Source organism: Microlunatus soli, assembly GCF_900105385.1.
Taxonomy (GTDB): domain Bacteria; phylum Actinomycetota; class Actinomycetes; order Propionibacteriales; family Propionibacteriaceae; genus Microlunatus; species Microlunatus soli.
This window is the reverse complement of the sequence record NZ_LT629772.1, coordinates 1903476-1925261: the sequence shown is the minus strand read 5'-3', so window position 1 is coordinate 1925261 and position 21786 is coordinate 1903476. Positions and strand designations below refer to the sequence as shown.

The 21786-nt window shown below is 67.2% G+C and carries 19 protein-coding genes; 10 read left to right on the top strand and 9 right to left on the bottom strand.

The features are described 5' to 3' along the window. The first annotated feature begins 29 nt into the window (after positions 1-29). From BLU38_RS08960 to BLU38_RS08945, 4 genes are read left to right on the top strand one after another with little or no spacing between them, the layout of a single operon-like run. Positions 30-1502, top strand: coding sequence for a glycoside hydrolase family 3 protein (locus BLU38_RS08960; RefSeq protein ID WP_091523189.1), 1473 nt, complete (start codon positions 30-32; stop codon positions 1500-1502). Positions 1503-1516: 14 nt separating this feature from the next. After that, complete coding sequence (nagA, locus tag BLU38_RS08955) at positions 1517-2719, top strand: N-acetylglucosamine-6-phosphate deacetylase (protein ID WP_157683323.1); 1203 nt, start codon at positions 1517-1519, stop codon at positions 2717-2719. Beyond that, a complete protein-coding gene (locus BLU38_RS08950) occupies positions 2716-4551 on the top strand; it encodes an ABC transporter substrate-binding protein (protein ID WP_231920247.1) in 1836 nt (611 codons plus the stop codon). The genes nagA and BLU38_RS08950 overlap by 4 nt, the downstream gene beginning before the upstream one ends. Next, the gene (locus BLU38_RS08945) at positions 4548-6113 is read left to right on the top strand and encodes a gamma-glutamyltransferase family protein (protein WP_091523183.1); all 1566 of its coding nucleotides are present in this window, start codon (positions 4548-4550) and stop codon (positions 6111-6113) included. Before BLU38_RS08950 ends, BLU38_RS08945 begins: the two co-directional genes overlap by 4 nt. A 101-nt stretch (positions 6114-6214) precedes the next feature. On the opposite strand, the gene BLU38_RS08940 is transcribed toward BLU38_RS08945, so the two are convergent. The 5 genes from BLU38_RS08940 to BLU38_RS08920 all read right to left on the bottom strand — a co-directional run bounded on the left by BLU38_RS08940 (position 6215) and on the right by BLU38_RS08920 (position 10983). Continuing rightward, complete coding sequence (locus BLU38_RS08940; RefSeq protein ID WP_091532168.1) at positions 6215-7015, bottom strand: LLM class F420-dependent oxidoreductase; 801 nt, start codon at positions 7013-7015, stop codon at positions 6215-6217. A 61-nt stretch (positions 7016-7076) separates the two neighbouring features. Then, complete coding sequence (locus tag BLU38_RS08935; protein WP_091523180.1) at positions 7077-7364, bottom strand: GNAT family N-acetyltransferase; 288 nt, start codon at positions 7362-7364, stop codon at positions 7077-7079. A 10-nt stretch (positions 7365-7374) separates the two neighbouring features. Further along, the gene (locus tag BLU38_RS08930; RefSeq protein ID WP_091523176.1) at positions 7375-8310 is read right to left on the bottom strand and encodes a pirin family protein; all 936 of its coding nucleotides are present in this window, start codon (positions 8308-8310) and stop codon (positions 7375-7377) included. Continuing rightward, positions 8310-9695 (bottom strand): DUF4032 domain-containing protein, encoded by a 1386-nt coding sequence (locus BLU38_RS08925; protein WP_091523172.1) that lies wholly within the window; start codon positions 9693-9695, stop codon positions 8310-8312. The genes BLU38_RS08930 and BLU38_RS08925 overlap by 1 nt, the downstream gene beginning before the upstream one ends. 196 nt (positions 9696-9891) lie before the next feature. After that, the gene (locus BLU38_RS08920) at positions 9892-10983 is read right to left on the bottom strand and encodes an ABC transporter ATP-binding protein (protein WP_091523169.1); all 1092 of its coding nucleotides are present in this window, start codon (positions 10981-10983) and stop codon (positions 9892-9894) included. Positions 10984-11451: 468 nt separating this feature from the next. On the opposite strand from BLU38_RS08920, the gene BLU38_RS08915 reads away from it, so the two are divergent. Then, positions 11452-13674, top strand: a complete 2223-nt coding sequence (locus BLU38_RS08915) for an adenylate/guanylate cyclase domain-containing protein (protein WP_091523166.1) — start codon at positions 11452-11454, stop codon at positions 13672-13674. Continuing rightward, complete coding sequence (locus BLU38_RS08910; protein WP_091523162.1) at positions 13671-15077, top strand: mechanosensitive ion channel family protein; 1407 nt, start codon at positions 13671-13673, stop codon at positions 15075-15077. Before BLU38_RS08915 ends, BLU38_RS08910 begins: the two co-directional genes overlap by 4 nt. Before the next feature lie 4 nt (positions 15078-15081). On the opposite strand, the gene BLU38_RS08905 is transcribed toward BLU38_RS08910, so the two are convergent. Together BLU38_RS08905 and BLU38_RS08900 are read right to left on the bottom strand one after the other, a co-directional pair. Continuing rightward, a complete protein-coding gene (locus BLU38_RS08905) occupies positions 15082-16473 on the bottom strand; it encodes an L-serine ammonia-lyase (RefSeq protein ID WP_269458190.1) in 1392 nt (463 codons plus the stop codon). Between the two features lie 169 nt (positions 16474-16642). Further along, positions 16643-17068 (bottom strand): VOC family protein, encoded by a 426-nt coding sequence (locus tag BLU38_RS08900; RefSeq protein ID WP_157683322.1) that lies wholly within the window; start codon positions 17066-17068, stop codon positions 16643-16645. A gap of 108 nt (positions 17069-17176) precedes the next feature. Here BLU38_RS08900 and tdh point away from each other — a divergent pair, with 108 nt between their 5' ends. Together tdh and BLU38_RS08890 are read left to right on the top strand one after the other, a co-directional pair. Further along, entirely contained in the window at positions 17177-18205 is a 1029-nt protein-coding gene (tdh, locus tag BLU38_RS08895; protein WP_091523154.1) for an L-threonine 3-dehydrogenase, read from the top strand. Between the two features lie 11 nt (positions 18206-18216). Beyond that, a complete protein-coding gene (locus tag BLU38_RS08890) occupies positions 18217-19380 on the top strand; it encodes a glycine C-acetyltransferase (protein ID WP_197680188.1) in 1164 nt (387 codons plus the stop codon). A gap of 133 nt (positions 19381-19513) precedes the next feature. Here the strand turns inward: BLU38_RS08890 and BLU38_RS08885 are convergent, their stop codons facing one another. After that, the gene (locus tag BLU38_RS08885) at positions 19514-20020 is read right to left on the bottom strand and encodes an O-acetyl-ADP-ribose deacetylase (RefSeq protein ID WP_091523148.1); all 507 of its coding nucleotides are present in this window, start codon (positions 20018-20020) and stop codon (positions 19514-19516) included. 54 nt (positions 20021-20074) lie between these two features. On the opposite strand from BLU38_RS08885, the gene BLU38_RS08880 reads away from it, so the two are divergent. Together BLU38_RS08880 and BLU38_RS08875 are read left to right on the top strand one after the other, a co-directional pair. Further along, entirely contained in the window at positions 20075-20554 is a 480-nt protein-coding gene (locus BLU38_RS08880; RefSeq protein ID WP_091523144.1) for a GNAT family N-acetyltransferase, read from the top strand. 146 nt (positions 20555-20700) lie between these two features. Beyond that, on the top strand, positions 20701-21078 hold the full coding sequence (locus BLU38_RS08875; RefSeq protein WP_091523140.1) for a VOC family protein: 378 nt from the start codon (positions 20701-20703) through the stop codon (positions 21076-21078). A gap of 5 nt (positions 21079-21083) precedes the next feature. Here BLU38_RS08875 and BLU38_RS08870 read toward each other — a convergent pair whose 3' ends face one another. Next, positions 21084-21755: a class I SAM-dependent methyltransferase gene (locus tag BLU38_RS08870; protein ID WP_091523135.1), complete on the bottom strand. Its 672-nt coding sequence runs from the start codon at positions 21753-21755 to the stop codon at positions 21084-21086. Positions 21756-21786: the final 31 nt, after the last annotated feature.

The window sequence follows — 21786 nt, the reverse complement described above, 5'->3', positions numbered from 1 at the left end:
GACCGCGGCTCGATCAGGAAGGGTCTGTGATGGATGAACTGGATCGGCTCGCCCACGCCGTGCTGTTCCCGTCGTTGGGGCGCCCCGACGTCCCTCGCTGGATCGCCGGGCCACTGGCCGCCGGCCTCGGCGGTTTCGTGCTCTTCGGTCGGGAAAGTGTCAGTGTCGGCCAGTTGCAGTCGTTGACGGCGGAGTTGCGCGCTCTCGCGCCGGGCATCCACCTGGCGATCGACGAGGAAGGCGGAGACGTCAGCCGGCTGCAGGGAACGGGCCTGTTGTCGACTCCGGGCAACCTGGCACTCGGCCGGATCGACGATCTCGAGATCACCCGGGACTGTGCGCGTCAGATCGGGCTCGCGTTGCGTACGGTCGGTATCGACTGGGACTTCGCGCCGGCCGTCGACACGGCGGTCAATCCGTTGTCCCCGAACGGGATCCGATGCTTCGGCAGTGATCGTGCTCGGGTCTCGGAGCATGCCGCCGCCTGGGTCGACGGGCTGCAGTCTGCCGGTGTCAGTGCCTGCGCCAAGCACTTTCCCGGGCACGGTCTGAGCGGCACCGATGCACACCTGGGGACACCCGATCTGGACATCACCCGGGACGAACTGATCGCCGACTACCTCGATCCGTTCCGCGCCGTCGTCGCGGCCGGGGTCGACTCGATCATGGTCTCCCATCCACGGGTCCCGGCGGTGGACACGCTGCCGGCGTCCATCAGCGGGCCGGTGATCACCGGCCTGCTGCGACAGGAGCTCGGCTACGACGGTGTCGTGATCACCGATGCCCTGGAGATGCAGGGCGTGGCCCGGGTCGCCGACCTACCGACAGCGAGTGTGTTGGCCCTGAAGGCCGGTGCCGACGCGCTGTGCCTGGGATCCTGGTCCTTCGGTGACGACGTCCGGCGTGCGGCGGGAGCGATCGTCGATGCGGTTCGCGGTGGCGAGCTGGCGGTGAGTCGCCTGGAGGAGGCAGCCGGGCGACTGCGGCGGATGGGGGCAGAGCGGGCTCCCCGTGATCAACAGCCCGATCTGACGACCGGACCGCGGCTGGCGCGGCAGGCTGCGGTCGCGACCGGGCAGCCGAGGCTGCGCGGGAGCGCCTGCCTGGTGGTCCGGCTGGAGCCGGGGGTATCGCCGGCGGCGGGACGCGGCGGGGGTGATCTCGAGGGGTTACTGCAGGCCGACGGCAGAACGGTCGAGCGGATCGCGATCAGCGGCCAGACCTACAACGGCCACGGCATGGTGCTGGCCGGGATCGGCGAGTTCCGGGAGCAATACGGATCGGACGGCGACGTGATCATCCTGGTCCGCAGCCCGCACCGCTACGAATGGCAGCGGACGATCCTGGACGAGATCCTGTCGATCAACACCGATCTCGTGGTGCTGGACATGGGCTTTGTGCACAAGGACTTCTCGGCTGCCCGCGGCTGGATCCGGACCTACGGGGCGTCCACCGCGTGTGCGATGGCGGCAACCGAGATCCTGACCGAGCGCGAGCGGTGAACGGGACGGCATCGATGAATCGGACAACGGTCTTCATCGATGCCTGGCTGGTGCTGCGCGACCGTGTCTCCCGTGGCTGGCTGCTGATCGACGGGCCGACGATCGTCGGCTGCGGGACCGGGGTCCCGCCCGAAGCAGCGACGACGGTGCCGCTGGACGGCGACTATCTGATGCCCGGTCTGATCGACATCCATTGTCACGGAGCCGCCGGAGCCGTGGTGTACGACGGCGAAGCTGCCCTGCGGACGGTGGCTGCGGCACATCTGGCGCACGGAACGACCTCCCTGATCGCCTCCATCCCGACGGTCGACCGGTCGGTGATGATCACCGCCACCCGACTGATCGCGCGGCTACTGCGGGAAGTGCCGGATCCGCCGCTCAACCTTGCCGGCGTGCATTGGGAAGGGCCTTTCCTGTCCAAGGATCGGCCGGGAGCTCAGACGGTGCAGGCCATCATCGATCCGAGTGCCGAGCTGGTCGAGTCGTTGTTGTCCACGGCCGGCCGGATCCCCGCCATGATGACGATCGCGCCCGAGTTGGTCGGTGCCACCGACCTGATCAGGACCTACGCCGACCGACTGCGGTTCGCGATCGGTCACACCGATGCCGATCACCGACGGACCGTTGCCGCGATCGACGCCGGAGCCCGGCATGTCACCCATCTGTTCAACGCGATGCCCGGCCTGGGCCATCGTGACCCCGGGCCGGTGGCGGCGGCGCTGACCGACGGCCGGGTCGGCTACGAACTGATCGCCGACGGGCAGCACGTCGCGGACCCTGTGCTGGCCCTGGCGGCCGGTGTCGATCATGCTCGTCGAGCAGTGTTGATCACCGATGCATCCGCTGCGGCAGGGCTTGCCGACGGCCGCTACCGGATCGCCGATCGAGAACTCGACGTCCGCCACGGTGCCGTCCGTCGGGTGGGCTCCGATCGACTCGCAGGATCGGCGGTGTTCCTGATCGACTGCGTCCGACATCTGGTCGACTCCGTCAAGATCCCGATCGCCGATGCGGTCGCGATGGCGACGGTCAACCCGGCGACCCGGATCGGCCTGGAACGGCGTGGCGAGCTACGACCCGGCCGCCGCGCGGATCTGCTGGTCGTCGATGACGCGTTGCAGGTCCGATCCATCTTCACCGCCGGCGTCCGGCACCAGCAGTCTTCGGAAATGATCTTGTCCGGCCCTTCCGGACATCAACCTGAGGAGTCATCGTGAGTCCAACCGCAGCCCTCCAACGTCGGGAACTTCTCCAACTGATCGGAGTCTCGTCGCTCGGTGTGGCGGGTGCCTCGGTCGTCGCCGGCTGCACGCCGGCCGAACCGAAGTCCTCATCATCGGCGGCAGGAAAGGCCGCCGGGTCCGGCGGCGAGTTCCATGCCGGAACGCTGTATCTGGTCTCGCCGCAGGGCAACTACAACTGTGCCGGCCAGCCGTTCGTGAAGGTACCCAACGCGATCCTGTTCTCCGGCAACTACGGTGACCTGGTGATGCTGCCGAGTGCCTTCTATCACTGGAAGGAACAGACCTGGGATCCGTTCCTGATGGAGAGCCACCAGCTGCAGGGCAAGACCCACACTGTCACCATCAGGTCCGGCCTGACCTGGAGTGACGGCACGCGGCTGACCTCGAAGGACTACCTGACGACGTTCTGGTGTCAGTGGGCGATGAACTCACCGCTGTGGTCCTACGTCGAGGATCTGGACGCGCCGGACGAACAGACCTTCACCCTGACGATGAAGGAGCCCGCTCCGGTGGTGGAGCGCTACCTGCTGCACAGCAACATCCTGCCGACGGCGCAGTACGGCAAGTTCGCCGACCGGGCAGAGGCGCTGTTCCGCAAGGGCGACAGCACGTCGTCATCACAAGGAGCCAAGCTGAACAAGGATCTGGTGAGCTTCGCCCCGGACCGCTACCTGGCGAGTGGACCGTTCGACCTGGACTACAAGACGATCACCAACACCCAGCTGAGTCTGGTGAAGAATCCGCGCGGTTATGCCGCCGACCGGGTCAACTTCGACAAGATCCTGATCTACAACGGAGAGACGCCAGCGATCACTCCGCTGGTGCTGAGCAAGGACATCGACTACGCCACCAACGGCTTCCCGGTCGCGTCGGCCAAGCAGTTCGAGAAGATCGGCTATCGCATCCTCCGGCCGCCGACCTACTCCGGCCCGGCGCTGTACATGAATTTCGGCAAGCTGGAGGAGCTGGCCGAGCCGTCGGTGCGGCAGGCTCTCAACCAGGCGATCGATCATCGTCAGAACGGACAGGCCGCGCTCGGCGATTCCGGACAACCGCCGAAGTACTTCACCGGTTTCTCCGACAACCTGGTCGATGTCTGGATGGCGGCCGACAGCAAGCAGCAGCTGTCTTCCTATGACCATGATCAAGATGCTGCCGCCCGGACGCTGGAGAAGGCGGGCTGGAAGCGTTCCGGCTCGAGTTGGCAATTGCCGAACGGCAAGCCGGCGGCGTACGAGTTGCTCTACCCGTCCGACTACTCCGACTGGAGTGGCGCAGCCAAGGATCTTGCCGAACAGCTGACCCGATTCGGCATCAAGATCACCTTGCACGGCGTGGTCTCCACCCAGCAGCCCGTCGATGTGACCAAGGGCAACTTCCAGCTGGCCATTCAGAGCTGGGGCAACTCGTCCCAGCCGTACCCGTACTTCTCCTTCGTGCAAGCATTCATGACCTACAACTATCCGATCGCCAAGAACAACGGAGGACGCGGAATGGACTATGCCCTGCAACGTACGGTGCCGGGCTTCGGCCGGGTCGACATCGCCACGTTGATCGATCGGTCCGGAAGCGGCGCCGATGACAACGCCATCCGAGCCAACATCGCCAAGCTCGGCCGGCTGTTCAACGCCGAGCTTCCGATCATCCCGCTGTTCGAGAGGTTGGGGAACAGCCCGGCGTTGGATGGTGTGCGGGTCGAACGATTCCCGGCCGATGACGATCCGCTGGTGCAGAATTCGCTGTATGCCGACAACGTGGTGATCTTGTCGATGCTCAGCGGCGAGCTCAAGGCAGCCGCCAAGTGACGGGCCTGGCGCCGAAGCCGCCGCAGCCGGGCTCGATCGCTACTCCGGACGCCCGCGCGACCGCGGTCGGTCGAGCCGTCCTGGATCGTGGCGGGTCGGCCGTGGATGCGGTGATCGCGGCCAGCGCGATGTTGTGCGTCGTCTATCCGCAGAATGTCACGCTCGGCGGTGACACCTGGACGCTGATCGGTCCGCCGGACGCCGATCCGGTCGCGGTGAACGGCACCGGTCGGGCACCCGCCGGGCTGTCGGCACAGTACCTGACCGAACGAGGCTTCGACTCGGTCCCGGGCACCGGACCGCATTCGATCTCGGTGCCCGGGCTGGTGTCGGCCTGGGCCGAGATGCATCGCGGTTGGGGAGTGCTGCCGTTCGGCGAACTGCTCGGGCCGGCCGGCGATGCGGCAGCCACCGGATTCACGATCGCGGCGGCGTTGGGTCGCGATCTGGCCAATCATGCCGATGACCTGCGGCGCGACCCGGGTTGTGCCGCGTCCTTCCTCCGCGCTGACGGTTCGGCGCCGATCGCCGGCGAGCAACTTCGGCTGCCGCGACTGGCCGAGTCGCTGCAACAGATCGCTGCGGACGGGGCGGATGCGCTCTACGGTGGGGAGCTCGGACAACGCTTCGCCGCCGGTCTCGGCGCTGCGGGCAGCACCATCACCGAGGCGGATCTGGCGGCCCATCGGACCGAACTCGTCCCACCACTGGCGACCAGCTACGCCGGCCTCGAGGTGCTGACCGCACCACCCAACTCCCAGGGATTCACCCTGCTGCGGATCCTGGAGCAGCTCGCCGATCTCGGACTGGACGATCCGGCGGCCGCCGACCAGGTCGCTGCCGCGCTGGAGGTGGTCGCCGAGGCGGGCCGGCTGCGTGACGACCACCTCGCCGACGCCGACGTGATGACGTCCGACGTCACCGACCTGCTGAGCCGCCCCCGCGCCGGACAGGCGGCGACCGCCGTACCGGCTCCTCGTCCGGGACTGGGCGGGGACACCATCGGGATCGTCGCCGTCGACAGCTCCGGTTGCTGGGTCAGCTCGGTGCAGAGCGTCGCGGGCACCTTCGGATCCCGCGTCCTGGAGCCTTCGACCGGAATCCTGGCCCATAACCGGGGCAGCGGGTTCAGTCTGGACCCACGGCATCCGGGCTTCCTGGTCGGCGGTCGGCGTCCGCCACATACCCTGATGCCCTGCCTGATCCGGCGTCGGCCCGACGGGCAGAGCGGCGTGACTGTCGGAGCGTTGGCGACGATGGGTGGCCACAGTCAGCCGTTCATCCTGGCCCAGGTGCTGATCCGCATCCTGCGCGGCGAGTCACCACAGGACTCCGTCGCCGGCCCACGCTGGGTGGTGCAGCGTTCCGGACGCGAAACGCCGACGACCGTGCTCGCCGACCGGCGACTGCCGACGCCGGTGGAACAGGCACTGCAAGCAGCAGCGCCGACGACCCTGATCGACCCCGCCGACAACCGGATGGGCCACTGCCACGCGATCTGGGACACCCCGTCCGGCCGACTCACCGGGACCGACCCGCGCGCCGACGGTCTGCCCGGCTGACGCCGGGATGATATATCGAGGCTAGGCACGTTCCCGTAGTACGGGAACGTGCTTAACCTTGATATATCGCGCCTGTGTTGTGGCGTGTGAGGCGGGTGGGGCTACTTGTTCTTGTCGTCGCGGAAGGCCAGCCAGTCTTTGAGGGGGCCTAGGTCGTAGTTGGTGGCGCCGTCGCAGTCGATGGTCAGCAGTCTGGTGCCGGTGGCGTAGAGGGCGTCGCCGGTGGTGTCGGGGTTGCCACCGGCGCCGGCGGCGCGTTCGATCTCGGCCGGGTCGCGGCCGACCTTGGCACACCAGTCGTCGAGGACGGAATTCTTGTGCTGCAGGGTTTCGGCGTCGCCGAAACCGTGCCAGATGTCGGCGTGCTCGGCGACGATCTTGAGGGTCTTGCGTTCGCCGCCGCCGCCGATCAAGACCGGGATCTTCCGGGTCGGCTGCGGATTGAGCTTGGCCCAGCGGGCCTTGATCCTCGTCATCGCCTCGGCCAGCGCATCGATCCTGCTGCCGGCGGTGCCGAACTCGTAGCCGTACTCGCGGTAGTCCCGGTCGAACCAGCCGGCGCCGATGCTGAGGATCAGCCGGCCGGCACTGATGTGATCGACGGTCCGGGCCATGTCGGCCAGCAGATCGGGGTTGCGGTAGGTGTTGCAGGTGACCAGGGCACCGATCTCGGCGCGGCTGGACTGTTCGGCCCAGGCCGCCAACATCGTCCAACATTCGAAGTGTTTGCCGTCGGGGTCGCCGGTCAGCGGAAAGAAGTGGTCCCAGTTGAAGATCACGTCGACCCCGAGTTCCTCGACGGCGTCGACGGTCCGTCGGATGGCGGCGTAGTCGACGTGCTGGGGCTGGATCTGGACGCCGATCCGCATCGGGCGGTCGGAGGTGGTTGCGGCATCACTCATGGGGAGATTCCCTTGCTCGGTTGAGATGCGGGTGGTCAGGCGCGGTGCGGCGACGGCGGATTCAGCCGTCGACGACGAGATCGGCATAGTCGGGATGGCGATCGATCCAGCGCTTGATGAAGGGGCACTGTGGCACCACGCCCAGCCCGTCGGCCCGGGCCCGGTCGAGCACCGTACGGGCCAGCGTGCTGCCGATGCCGTTGCCCTCCGCCGCCGGCAGCACCTCGGTATGGGTGAAGGTGATCACCTCGCCGTCCCGGCGATAGTCGACGAAGCCGAGAAGTTGATCTTCATCTCCATGGGCTTCATAGCGGTGCTGATCCGCGGCGTCGACGACGGTGACGGGCATGGTGTCTCCTCTATTGGGCAGTGGGTGACGGTCGATGACGCCGGCGCGGCTTCAACCGGGTGGACGGCATCGGTGGTGCGGGGATCCGGTCGGCGCCGTCGGCTCCGGGGAACGCGCGGTAGCTGCCGGCGACCGAGCCGAACCGTCCGTCGTGATCTTGCCACTGCTGCCGGGCAGTGACGATGTCTTCGTGGCTGCGACCGATGAAGTTCCACCACATGATCAACTCGCTGTCGAACGGTCGGCCGCCGATGATGATCACGGTGGCCGTCGACTCTGCGCGCAACTCGATCGCTGAACTGCCGACGCCGAAGTAGTGCAGCGGACCGGGCGCCAACTCCGTGTCCTCGATACGGATCCGGCCGTCGATGATCATCAGACCGTGTTCGAAGCTCGGGTCGAGCTCGATGCCGCTGATGCCGGGCCGGAGGGCGAGCTGGGCGCCGACGAGCGGGGTGAAGGTGCTGGCGGGGGACTCGGTCCCGGCAAACCGTCCGGCCAGGACGGTCGCGGTGCCGTTCGCCAGCTCGACGGTCGGCAGGGCGGTGTGCTGCTCGAAGGTCGCGGCGGTCTGCAATGCCGAGTCCGGCAGGGCGACCCAGAACTGCAGGCCACGCAACGGATCGGGTCCGGCCAGGCTGATCTCGGAGTGGGACACGCCGTGACCAGCGGTCATCAGGTTGAGCTCGCCGGGCCGCACGATCACGTCCGAGCCGACCGAGTCCCGGTGATGGATGCTGCCGCTGATCGGCCAGGTGACGGTCTGCAGTGCGGTGTGCGGATGGGGCAGCACGACCATCGAGTCGGCCGGCGCCGGACCGAAACGATCAAGGAAGCACCAGGCCCCGATGGTCGGCAGCTCGCGGGACGGCAGGGTGCGATGCACGGTGATGCCACGGACACCGCCGAGCGGCACCTCGCGTTCAGCGATCAGCAGTGGCTTCATCAGGACTTCTTGCCTGCCTTGCGTCGCAGCGCCTCGATGTCCAGGAAACTCGGCGCCGGCGGTTCGTCGGCGGACTCGTCGACGTCGTCCTCCCACGGGTCGTACGGCTTGTCCTCCTCGGTCTCGTCCAGATACCCCTGCGACGGGTCGTACGGATTCTGCAGCTGGCCGATCTCGCCGCTGCCGGGGACCTCGACCTGTTCGTCCGGCAGATGTTTCAGCACGGTCCGTACGTAGCTGTTGGTGGCGTCCACCATGCCGATCTCGTGGCCGGCGTTCTCCGAGGCGAACCACCGATGTTCCAGCACCTCGTGATACAGCTGGGCCGGCTCCAGCTTGCCGCGCAACTCGCTCGGGATCGCCTCCATCACCGGCTCGAACCGCTGTTGCAGCCACTGGTGGGCGACGATCGCCTCGTCGGCCCCCTGCTGGTCGGTCTGGGCCCGGAAGTAGTCGAGATCGTTGAGCAGCCGGCGGGCCTGGTTCTCCTCCACATCCAGTCCGGTCAGCCGGAGCAGCCGGCGGGTGTGGTGGCCGGCGTCGACCACCTTGGGCTGGATCCGGACCGTCGATCCGGCGAAGTCGGTGACGATGTCCAGCTCGGCGACGTCGAAGCCGAGCGCGTTCAACCGCCGGACCCGACTCTCGATCCGATGCATCTCGCTGCCGTCGAACTCCTCGACCTCGGTCAGCTCGGCCCACAGCTCGCGATAGCGGCTCTCGATGCTCTCCACCAGGGTCAGCGGATCCAGCGATTCGTCCAGCAGCCCACCGGCCTCCAGGTCGAGGAACTCGCCGAACAGGTTGGTGCGGGCGATGGACAGGTCGTGCTCGCGCTGGCCGTCGGTCAGTTCGTCGTGCAGCTCGCCGGTCTCGGCATCCACCAGATAGGCCGCGAAGGACCCCGCGTCGCGGCGGAACAGCGTGTTGGACAGCGACACGTCACCCCACAGGAAGCCGACCAGATGCAAGCGGGCCAGCAACACCACCATCGCATCGATCAACCGGTTGACGGTGTCCTGCCGGACGCCGCGGGTGAACAGCGAACGGTAGGGCAGCGAGAACTGCAGGTGCTTGGTGAGCAGCACCGGGTCGAGCTGTTCACCGTCGGCACCGACCCGCTCGGTGACCACACCGACCGGCTCCACCGACGGCGTGTCCAACCTGGTCAGGTCGCGGAGCAACTCGTACTCGTGCCGAGCCAGGTGCTCGATGACTTCCTTGGCCGCGTAGATGTCCGAGCCGACCTTGATGAACCGGACGACGTGGCGGGAGATGCCGCGGGGGAGCGCTACCAGGTTGTCCAGCGGCCACCCCTCCAACGGCGTACCCCAGGGCAGCGTGATCAGCCGGGCATCGGGGGTGGCTGACAGGAAGCGTGGCAACGGAATTTCCTCACAACGTGTACGGCGGCGCGATGGCGGGCCGCAGTCCCTATCGTCCCATGATCCACGGCAGGCCCAGGACCCGCGCCCCGCGACCCGCGGCAGGGGAAGCGGCGCCGAGCGGTACTGGAAAGTCCACGAGCCCCCGGCGAGTCGCCGGGGGCTCGTGGGTCGAGCGTTGGTTTCTCTCAGCCGATCAGGCGGAGAGCCGTTCGCCGCTGGCGGTGGAGAACACGTGCAGGTGCTCCGGGTCCGCAGCCAGCCGGACGGTGTTGCCGCGACCGGGGGCCTGGCGGGCCGAGATCCGGGCGACGTACTGGGTGCCGGTGATCTCGCTCTCGCCGCCACCGGTCAGGGTGCCGTAGAGGTAGCTGTCGGCGCCGAGCTCCTCGACCATCACCACGTCCAGGCCGATGCCCTGTTCGGCGACAGCCAGGTTTTCCGGACGGATACCGACGGTGAGGTTCTTGTCGTTGCCCGCCTTGGACAACACGTCACGATCGACCGGCAGGGTGTAGTCGCCGAGCTTGATCCCGCCCTCGGTTGCGGTGCCCTCGAACAGGTTCATGGCCGGCGAACCGATGAAGCCGGCGACGAACAGGTTCTTCGGGTTGTCGTACAAGGTCAGCGGGCTGTCGCACTGCTGCAGCACGCCGTCCTTCATCACCGCGACCCGGTCGCCCATCGTCATGGCCTCGACCTGGTCGTGGGTCACGTAGACGGTGGTGACACCGAGTCGGGCCTGCAGGGCGCCGATCTGGGTACGGGTCGAAACGCGGAGCTTGGCGTCCAGGTTGGACAGCGGCTCGTCCATCAGGAAGACCTGCGGGTTCCGCACGATGGCGCGGCCCATGGCAACACGCTGACGCTGACCACCGGAGAGCGCCTTCGGCTTGCGGTTGAGGAATTCCTCCAGGCCCAGCAGCTTGGCGGCCTCGAGGACCCGCTCCTGGCGTTCGGCCTTGCTCTTGCCCTGCATCTTCAGGGCGAAGCCCATGTTGTCCGCCACCGTCATGTGCGGGTACAGGGCGTAGTTCTGGAAGACCATCGCGATGTCGCGATCCTTCGGCGGGAGGTCGGTGACGTCCCGATCGCCGATGTTGATCGATCCGGAGTTGACCTCTTCGAGTCCGGCGAGCATCCGCAGCGAGGTGGACTTGCCACAACCGGACGGCCCGACCAGGACCATGAACTCTCCGTCGCTGATCTCGAGGTTCAGCTTGTCGACGGCGGCCTTGTCAGAGCCGGGGTAGACGCGCGTGGCGTCATTGAACGAAACGGCAGCCATGCCGCACTTCCTTCCACGGGCAGGTACGTGCCCGACGATCCGTAGTGGATGAAGACGATCCGTGAGTGGATCACACTGTCCGCTCCTGGAACGGACTGGCCCCAAGCTTGACATGCCGCCCGAGGCCGGACAAGAGGGGGTCCGGAAAACGTTATCCGTCGACCGTCGAGTGCCCCTCGGGCGTTCGGGAACGGATCGGCTGCTGCGGTGCCGGCGTCGCAGGTACGACTGCAGTCCGCTGCCCGCCGGACGTCAGCTCTGGCGCTCCCCGGGAGACTGGCTTACGATCGCAGGTGAAAGGTGACGGTTGAGTCGGAGACCGTCGCAGAAACAAACTCGCTGAGGCGGCCCCTGAAGTCGCCTTCTCGGTGGCAACGAGGTCTGTGCCCAATCCGCCACGCCGGATGGCCTGACTCTCCGTCGACGTCGCCGGACCAGGCTCCCGGTTTCGAACACCGAGGCCTGCAGATGTCCCCACCCGTTGCTACCGAGTCGAGTCCGTCGCAAACCGAGATCCCGACCGACGACACGATCAACCCTGGATCAGCCTCTGGCGGTACGGTGCCGGTTGCCCGCAGACGGCACCGGTGGCGGATCGGCCGACCGGGCATCGGGATCCAGTCCAAGCTGCTGATCATGCTGCTCGGGGTCAGCATCCTGGCCGCCGTGGTCGTCGGCGCGGTCGGCTACGTCAACGGGCGGGATTCGTTGCGCGACGCCGCGCTGGATCACGTCACCAGCGTCCGGGACGCTCGAGCCAGGTTGCTCAGCGAACGTCTCGGCAACATCCGGCAACGGGTCGTCGTCGACAGCCGCAACGACAGCACGCTGCAGGCAACGCAGCGATTCACCGCCGACTTCGACGATCTCGACAAGTCCGCGGTGTCGGCCGCGGACCGCGACGCCGTCCGGCAGTTCTACAGCGACACCTTCGTGCCGACCTTGGACAAGCGCACCGGCCAGACTCACGATGTCGACCAGTTCGTCCCGACGTCGAATGCTCAGCTGCACCTGCAAGCCGCGTACACCGCCCCGTACAAACTGGACTACGACAAGGCGATCGCGGCCGGAGACCCCGGGGACGGCAGCGATTGGACCGAGACCCGCAATCGCTACCACGCCTACTTCCGGCAGCTGGTCGACGAGTTCGGCTATGAGGACCTGATGCTGCTCGACCCGTCCGGTGATGTCGTCTACAGCGCCTACGCGGGTACCGATCTGGGCACCAACGTGATCAACGGGCCGTACGCCAACGGCGGGCTGACCTCGGTCTACCGACGGGCGATGGCGTCGAACGCGACCGATCAGGCCTTCAGCGAGGATTTCTCGCACTATCAGCCGTCGCTGGACGTACCGACCGCCTGGATCGCCTCGCCGATCGCCCGGGGCGGCAAGACCCTCGGCGTGCTCGCCATCCAGATCCCGATCGAGCGGATCAACGACGCGATGACCGCAGCTGGGAACTGGCGTGGCGGCGGGATGGGGGAGACCGGGGAGGCCTACATGGTCGGGCCCGATCACCTGATGCGATCGGTGTCCCGGCTGCTGGTCGAGGACCCCGAGGAGTATCAGCGCCGGGTGGTGGCAGCAGGTACGGCGCCGGCGACCGCTCGCCGCGCCGTCCAGTTGAAGGGCAGCATCCTGCTGCAGCCGGTCGACAATCCCGCCGTCAACCGAGCGTTGGCCGGGCAGAAGGGCACCATCGAGACGACCGACTATGCCGGGCGCCGGGTGTTGGCCGCCTACGAATCGGTCGACATGGGCGGCGCCCATTGGGCCATCGTCGCCCAGTTCACCACCCAGGAAGCGTTCGCGCCGGTCGAACATTTCACCCGCAACCTGTTGCTCTCGATCGCCGGCATCATCTTGTTGGTCTGCCTGCTGTCCCTGGTCCTGGCCCAGACCTTCATCCGTCCGGTCCGTCGCCTGCAGAGTGCCGTGCAACAGGTCAGCGCGGGCGACCTCGGCCATCAGATCGCGACCCGGGGCAACGACGAGTTCGGCGAGCTCGGCGACGCGTTCAACGACATGAGTCGCAGTCTCAAGGTCAAGCAGGATCTGATCGAGGAACAGCGGGAGGAGCAGGACCGGCTGCTGCTGACCATGATGCCGGCGCCGGTCGTCGAGCGCTACAAACATGGCGAGGAAACGATCTCCCAAGATCATCAGGACGTCGCGGTGATCTACGCCGATGTGATCGGTACCGACGACCTGGCGCGGGATCGTGGTTCGAGTGAGGCGCTGGCGATGATCAACGAGATCTGGCGATCCTTCGACGAGGTCGCCGAACGGCACGGCATCGAGCGGGTCCGCAACACCCGGACCGGCTACCTGGCCAGCTGCGGGCTGACCGTGCCGCGGATCGACAATGCCCGCCGGGTGGTCGAGTTCGCCCTCGATCTGCAGGACGTGATCGCCCGCTTCAACGCCAGCTACGGCGCCTCGATCGGCCTACGGGCTGGGATCGACAGCGGTACGGTGACCAGCGGCCTGGTCAGTCGCAGCAGTGTCGTGTACGACATGTGGGGTGACGCGGTGAACCTCGCGTTCCGAGCGCAAGGAGTCGACCGTCAGCCCGGCATCTATGCCACCGCACCGGTGGTGGACAAGCTCGGCGACGGCGTCCAGGCCACCGCGGCAGGCCAGATCGACACCCAGCAGATCTCCCGGCTCCGGCGGCGGACGCGATGATCACCGTGTCGCAGCAGCCATGGTTCTGGCCGGTGCTGGCGATCGTCATCGGGCTGCCGGTGCTGCTGTTGATCTTGACCGAGATCGGGACCCATCTGGACCGTCGGCAGCACGCGGCAGGCCGGATCGTACGCCTGGTCCGCAACTACGTCCTGCCTGCCGGGGCACTGTTGTTGCTGATCGACCAAGTGACCCGCTCGGTCGGGTCCGACGACTTCACCTGGACCAAGATCATCTCGACGGTCTTCGGATTCCTCGTCATCCTGGCGGTGTTGAACTCCTTCAACCTCGTGCTGTTCACCAACGCCGAGGAAGGGAGCTGGCGCAAGCGGATCCCGTCGATCTTCGTCGACATCGCTCGGATCGTCTTGATCATTGCCGGTCTCGCTGTGTTGTTCTCCACCGTCTGGGGTGCCAACGTCGCCGGGCTCTTCACCGCGCTCGGGGTCACCTCTGTCGTCATCGGGCTGGCGTTGCAGGGCGCGGTCGGGTCGATCGTGTCCGGACTGCTGCTGCTCTTCGAGCAGCCGTTCCAGCTGGGTGACTGGCTCGACACCGGTGGCGTCCGCGGCCGGGTGGTCGAGGTCAACTGGCGGGCGGTGCACATCGACACCGGCAACGGGATCCAGATCGTCCCGAACGCCTCGCTGGCCGGTGCGGCGTTCACCAATCTCAGCCGTGGTGGTGATTACACCGTCAGCGCCGAGGTGACCTTCACCACCGACGACCCGCCGGCTCAGGTGGTGGCGATGCTGCGTCGGATCGCGCTCGGTCTTCCCGAACTCGTCCCGGACACGATGCCGACGGCGGTGCCGATCGGCGGCGCCGACTATCGGCTGTCCTTCGACATCAGGGGGCCGAGCGAGGAGGGTGCGGCCGTAGCCCGGTTGCGGACCTGGCTCTGGTACGCCGCCCGCCGGCAGGGACTCGGGCTGGACGGCGATACCACTGACGACTATGCGACAGCGGAGAACACGGCTGCCGCCGTCGCCTCGGTCGCTCCGGCGTTGCGGATCTCCAGTGATCGCGCTCGGGAGGTCCTCACCGGCGCGCAATTGGAACGCTACGCCGCCGGTGAGACGGTGCTGCGGATCGGCGAGGTGCCGGATGCGCTGCGCTTCGTGTTGCGCGGCAGGGTCCGGCTGGGGATCCCGCTACCGGCCGGAGGGCAGCGACCGGTCTCGACCGTCGAGACCGGCGACTACCTCGGGCAGACCGCGCTGACGCACGAGCCGCTACCGAGCACGGCCGTGGCGATGACCGAGCTGGCGGTGCTGGTGTTGCCGGTAACGGATCTGGATCAGGTCATCGGCTCCCAGCCACAGTTCGCCCGGGATCTCAGCGACGTCATCGATCGACGACGCGACGAGGCACTCCAAGCCGAGGCGCAGACGACGACCTGACCGGTCAACATTCGACGATGTTGACCGCCAGTCCGCCGCGCGCCGTCTCCTTGTATTTGATCTTCATGTCGGCCCCGGTCTGCATCATGGTCTTGATCACCTTGTCCAGGCTGACGGTGTGTCGGCCGTCGCCGTGCAGGGCCAATCGGGCGGCGGTGATCGCCTTCACCGATGCGACCGCATTCCGTTCGATACAAGGGATCTGGACCAGGCCGCCGACCGGATCGCAGGTCAGTCCGAGATGGTGTTCCATCCCGATCTCGGCGGCGTTCTCGACCTGGTCGACGGTGCCGCCGAGCAACTCGGCCAGCGCCCCGGCAGCCATCGAGCAGGCCGTACCGACCTCGCCCTGGCAGCCGACCTGGGCGCCGGAGATGGAGCCGGTCTGCTGGTAGATCGCGCCGATCGCGCCGGCGGTGAGCAGGAATCGGACGATCGCATCGTCGTCGGTTCCCGGCACGAACCGTACGGCGTAGTGCAGCACCGCCGGGATGATGCCGGCCGCACCATTGGTCGGCGCGGTGACCACCCGGCCGCCGGCGGCGTTCTCCTCGTTGACCGCCAACGCCCACAGCGTCACCCAGTCCATCGCGGCCAGCGGATCGACCTGGGACTGCTCCGGCGTCCGGTGCCGGCTGAGCCGGTCGTACAGCTCGTTCGACCGGCGTCGAACCTTCAACCCACCGGGCAACACCCCGGAGGTGTGGCAACCGTGCTGCACGCAGTCGGCCATCACCTGCCAGATCGCCAGCAGCCCGGACCGCACCTCGGCCTCGGGGCGGCGTGCGCATTCGTTGGCCAGCGCGACATCGGAGATCCGCAGCTGCTGTTCCGCGCAGATCGCCAGCAGATCGGCGGCGGTCCGGAACGGATACGGCACCGGGGTCGCATCCTCGGTGACGGCCGGCTGCCCGGAACCGTCGTCGTCCAGCACGAAGCCGCCGCCGATGGAGTAGTAGGTGCGTTCGGCGACCAGCTCCGGCTCGGTGCCCGCGGCCCAGGCCGAGAAGGTCATCCCGTTGGGGTGGAAGGGCAGGGTCCGGCGCCGGTGCAGCACCAGGTCGCGGTCGGCGTCGAAGGCGATCGGACGGCGGCCGTCGAGCAGGATCCGGCCGTCGGTACGGATCCGGTCCGCGCGTTCCGGGCCGCGGTCGGTGTCGACGGTCTCGGGCCGTTCGCCCTCCAGGCCGAGCAGGACGGCGTTCTCGCTGCCGTGTCCGTGCCCGGTAGCACCAAGCGATCCGAACAGCTGTGCCTTGACCCGGTCCACCCGCTGCAGGTCCCCCGAGGCGCTCAGCGATCCGACGAAGCGACCGGCGGCGCGCATCGGGCCGACCGTGTGGGAACTCGACGGACCGATCCCGATGCTCAGCAGATCGAAGACACTCACCACCACACCGGCCAGTCTGGCACTCGGTGCCGCACACAACACCAGCGCCGGGCGTGTCGGTGCCACACCGGGGCGTCCGGAAGCCATAGAAAGGGGCATGTACGCGGGTCCTACCCCTTTCGCACCCCCGCGTCCATACGGTGCCAGGTATGAGCTGGCACCGTATTTTTCTGCCCTAATCGGTCGACAGCGGCGCCTTCAGCCCGATCCGATACCCGTCCGGGTCGACGACGATCGCGAACCGCTGTCCCCAGGGCATGTCCGTCGGCTGTTTGGCGATCGTGGCACCGGCGGCCCCTAATCGGTCGACGGCGGACTCCAGTTCATCGGCGGAGGCGAGTTCGAGGTCGACCTGTGGGCCGCCGGCCATCGGGCCCGGGTTGCTGGGATCCCACCAGGCCGCGAACTCCGGCGAATGCAGCACGATCGTGACGCCGGCGTCATCGCTGACCCAGGCCTCGACGCGATCCTGCTCGCCGCGGCCCTCGGCCTGTCGGTTGCGGGCGCGGAACGTCAACCCGAGTCGTCGGTAGAAGTCGCGGCTACGTTCGAGATCGGCGACCACGAGGTTGACCTGCGCCACGGCGACCATGGGTGCCATCGAAGCACATCGGCCGTCGACCGGCACGAGCCGTGATTGAGCTAAACGATTAGCTGAATCTCGGCCCACTGTCACCCGCCGCGGCGTCGATGCCGTAGGTTCGGCCCTGTGAAAGCCCTGGTGAAGACGGCCGCGGAGCCGGGCCTGGAGCTGACCGACGTGCCGGAGCCGAGCGTCGGGCCCGGCGACGTGTTGATCAAGGTCAAGCAGACCGGGATCTGCGGCACCGACCTGCACATCCACGGCTGGGACGATTGGGCCGCCTCGCACGTGCAGGCACCGCTGGTGGTCGGGCACGAGTTCTCCGGTGTGGTCGTCGAGATCGGTTCGTCGGTGACCGACGTGGCCGTCGGCGACGTGGTGAGCGGGGAGGGGCATCTGGTCTGCGGCCGTTGCCGCAACTGTCGAGCCGGCCGGCGACATCTGTGCATCAACACCCGCGGCATCGGCGTGCAGCTGGACGGTGCGTTCGCCGAGTACGTCGCACTGCCGTCGCAGAACGCCTGGGTGCACACCACGCCGATCGGTTTCGACGTTGCGGCCATCTTCGACCCCTTCGGCAACGCCGTCCACACCGCGCTGGCCTTCCCGATGCTCGGCGAGGACGTGCTGGTCACCGGTGCCGGGCCGATCGGCATCCTGGCGGCGATGGTGTCCAAGCACGCCGGCGCCCGTAACGTGGTGATCAGCGACCTGAGCGAGCAACGGCTGGCGCTCGCCTCGTCACTCGGTGTTGATCTTGCGCTGGATGCCCGGACAGCCAAACCGCAGGATGCTCATGATCAACTCGGGATGACCGAGGGCTTCGACGTCGGACTGGAGATGTCGGGCAGCCCGGTCGCGCTGCGGGACATGATCTCCTCGATGACCCACGGTGGCCGGATCGCCGTCCTCGGGCTGCCGGCCGACGAGATCAGCATCGACTTCGCCACCGTGGTGCTGAACATGCTGACCATCAAGGGCATCTACGGTCGAGAGATGTTCGAGACCTGGTATGCGATGTCGGTGCTGCTGCAGAGCGGCCTGGACATCTCCGGAGTGATCACCGATCGCTTCGATCACACCGACTACGAGCAGGCGTTCGCCGCGGCCCGATCGGGCCACGGCGGCAAGGTGATCATGAATTGGGAGAGCTGATGTACGGATCGATGAAGGAACAGCTGGCCGGAGATCTCGAGCAGCTGAGGACCGAAGGGCTCTTCAAGGCCGAGGCCGTGATCGACACCCCGCAGTCGGCGTCGATCGAGGTCGCCGGCTCGACCGTGCTCAACCTGTGCGCCAACAACTATCTCGGGCTGGCCGATCATCCGGCGATGATCAAGGCGGCTCACGAAGCGTTGGACCGTTGGGGATTCGGGATGGCGTCGGTCCGCTTCATCTGCGGCACCACGGCTCTGCACAAGGAACTGGAGAGTAAGCTCGCCGGCTTCCTGCACACCGATGACGTGATCTTGTACGGTTCCTGTTTCGACGCCAACGGCGGACTCTTCGAGACGCTGCTGACCGATCAGGACGCGATCATCTCCGATGAGCTCAACCACGCCAGCATCATCGACGGCGTCCGGCTGAGCAAGGCCCGCCGGCTGCGCTACCGCAACCGCGACATGGATGATCTTCGCGCCCAGTTGGAGTCGGCGGCCGATGCGCGGTACCGGTTGATCGCCACCGACGGTGTCTTCTCGATGGACGGTTATGTCGCACCGCTGGACAAGATCGTCGAGTTGGCCGAACAGTACGACGCCCTGGTGATGGTGGACGACTCCCATGCGGTCGGCTTCGTCGGGCCGACCGGTGCCGGCACCCCGGAGCTGTTCGGCGTCCAGGACAAGATCGACATCGTCACCGGCACCCTGGGAAAGGCGCTCGGTGGTGCCAGTGGTGGTTACACCGCGGCCCGGTCAGAGATCGTGGAGATGCTGCGGCAGCGGTCCCGTCCGTACCTGTTCTCCAACTCGCTGGCGCCCTCCATCGCGGCGGCGGCGGTCGCGGCGATCGACCTGCTGGAGACCTCCGGCGACCTGCTGCAGCAGTTGCGGGACAACACCGGCTACTTCCGCGCCGAGATGGTCAAGCGCGGATTCGAGATCCCCGAGTCCGATCACGCGATCGTGCCGGTGATGATCGGCGACGCCGTCCGGGCCGCGCAGATGGCCGACAAACTGCTGACCGACGGCATCTACGTCCGTGCCTTCTCCTACCCGGTCGTGCCGCGGGACAAGGCCAGGATCCGGACCCAGATGTCGGCCGCACACACCCGCGATGATCTCGACCGCGCGATCACCGCCTTCGAACGTGCCCGCGAGTCGGTCTGATCCCGCTGCGCCCATCCGAACCTGCCGCACCAACCCGATCCGACCCCTCCAACCCGACCCCTCCGCACCATTTGCGTACCTTCGCACCGCGTACACCTGGTGCGGGGGTACGCAACCGGTGCGAAGGGGGTCTTCAGGCGACCGCGGTGAACGCTGAGTAGGCCTGTTCGCCGAACAGCACGAAGGTGACGTCAGCGACCTGGGTCGGGGCGTCCCGTACGGTGTGCACCGCAATCCTGGCGGCATCGTCCAGCGGCCAGCCGTAGATTCCGGCCGATATCGCCGGGAAGGCCGCCGTACGGGCTCCGATCTCGTCGGCGACGCGCAGCGACTCCCGGTAGGCCGATGCCAACAACTCCGATCGATCCTCAGACGTCGAGTACACCGGCCCGACGGTGTGGATCACCCATCGGGCAGGTAGCCGGCCTGCGGTGGTGGCGACCGCTTGCCCGGTCGGAAGCCCGGTGGGCAGTTGGGTCCGGCGGATCTCCTGACAGGCCTGCAGGATCTCCGGTCCGCCGCGGCGGTGGATCGCGCCGTCCACGCCGCCACCGCCGAGCAGTGAGGAGTTGGCAGCGTTGACGATCGCATCACAGCTGTGTTCGGTGAGGTCGCCCTGGATGAAATGCAGCTCCGCCATGGCACCCACGGTAGTGAAACACCGTCGCAATACTGATCGGGCAAGCTGGCCGATGTGACCGTGACGATCGAACGGGCCGACTTCGACGAGCCGGGGTTGGCGACGTTCCTCCAAGATCATCTTGACGACCTGGTGCCGACTGCGCCGCAGGAGAGCCGGCACGCGCTGCAGTTGGCAGACCTGCGGCGGCCCGACGTCCGGCTGTGGGTCGCGGTCGTCACCGACGACCCGATCGCGCGGACCATCGTCGGTACCGGCGCGCTGGCCGCCCTCGAACCGGGGCATGAAGAGCTGAAGAGCATGCGCACCGATCCGGCCCGGCGTGGGCAGGGGATCGGACGGCGGATGCTGCGGCACCTGCTCACCGATGCACGCAGCCGCGGAGTACGCCGACTGTCGCTGGAGACCGGCAGCATGGACTTCTTCGCGCCGGCGCGTGCGTTGTACGCCGCCGAAGGCTTTGTCGACTGCCCGCCGTTCGGGAACTATATCGAGGACCGCAACAGCGTCTTCATGACCCGGCTGGAGGTCTGATCGTCGGCGACGGTCGAAAACACCTTGCCGGCGCTCGCCGGGACTGTGACGCTCGAGTTGCTCAGTAAGCACTGATCTATTCGGGCCGCAGTAGCCCGAATGAATCAGTGGTTCCCTAGGGGCCATTGACGCAAGGAGGCGCGCGAATGAAGAGTTTCCCGATCTTGAACGTGACGTTCGACTGCGCCGACTCCGACCGGATGTCCCGGTTCTGGAGCGACCTGACCGGTTGGCCGCGGGCCAAGGTGGAGATGCCCGGTAACCCGTTCTGGTGGATCGGTCCGGACGAGGACACGTTGCCACACCTGGTCTTCGTACAGGTGCCGGAACCCAAGGAGAGCAAGAATCGGCTGCACCTTGACCTGTTGCCGCAAAGTGAATCCCAAGATCAAGAACTCCTCCGGCTGGAATCGTTGGGTGCTCGCATCGTCGACGATCGCCGAGAGTCGGAGCCCGGCGGCTGGATCGTGATGGCCGATCCCGAAGGCAATGAATTCTGCCTGGAAAACGCGACCAGTCCGTGACGTGATCAGGACGGCTTGTCGGCATCGACGACGATCGCGTAGGGGACGGGTTCCTCGTCGGGCTCGACGACCCTGCCGATCCGCAGACCGGCGTCGGTGAAGGCGTTGATGAAATCGGCCAGCGGAAGGTGTCGCATCCCGCCGACCTTGGTCCGGATCCCGTCGACGCCCCACCACGGCGAGGTCAGATGCCGGCGGGCCTGTCGGTAGCTCGGGTGGATCAACCGCGACCGGTCAGCGCAACTCTCGACGTGTGGGCCGTTGAAGCACGGATGCACGCCGTAGAACAGGAATCTGCCACCCGGACGGAGGACCCGGGCGATCTCGGTCAGCATCCCGGCGAAGTCCTCGACGTCGGTCGAGGTCCAGCAGCTGATCACGGTCGGGAAGGTGTTCGCCGCGAACGGCAGCTGTTCGGCGTCACCGCGGATCACCCGATCGCAGCGCTCCGTTGCCAGCCGGAGCTGGTCGGAGGACAACTCGACCCCGACGGGGGTCCGGCCGGTCGCGGCGATGAGCTGCAGGTCGCGGCCGGTGCCGCAGCCGACATCGAGGCACAGTCCCGTTCCATCGCCCAGTTGGGTGCGCAGCAGGTGCGGTCGGTGCGGCGCCGCCGCGAGCTGTTCGTCGTACCACGCCGCGATGCCGTCGTACCGCGCCGTTCGGTGAACGTCCATAGCTGCTCCCGCCGTCGGACCGGCCCACGCT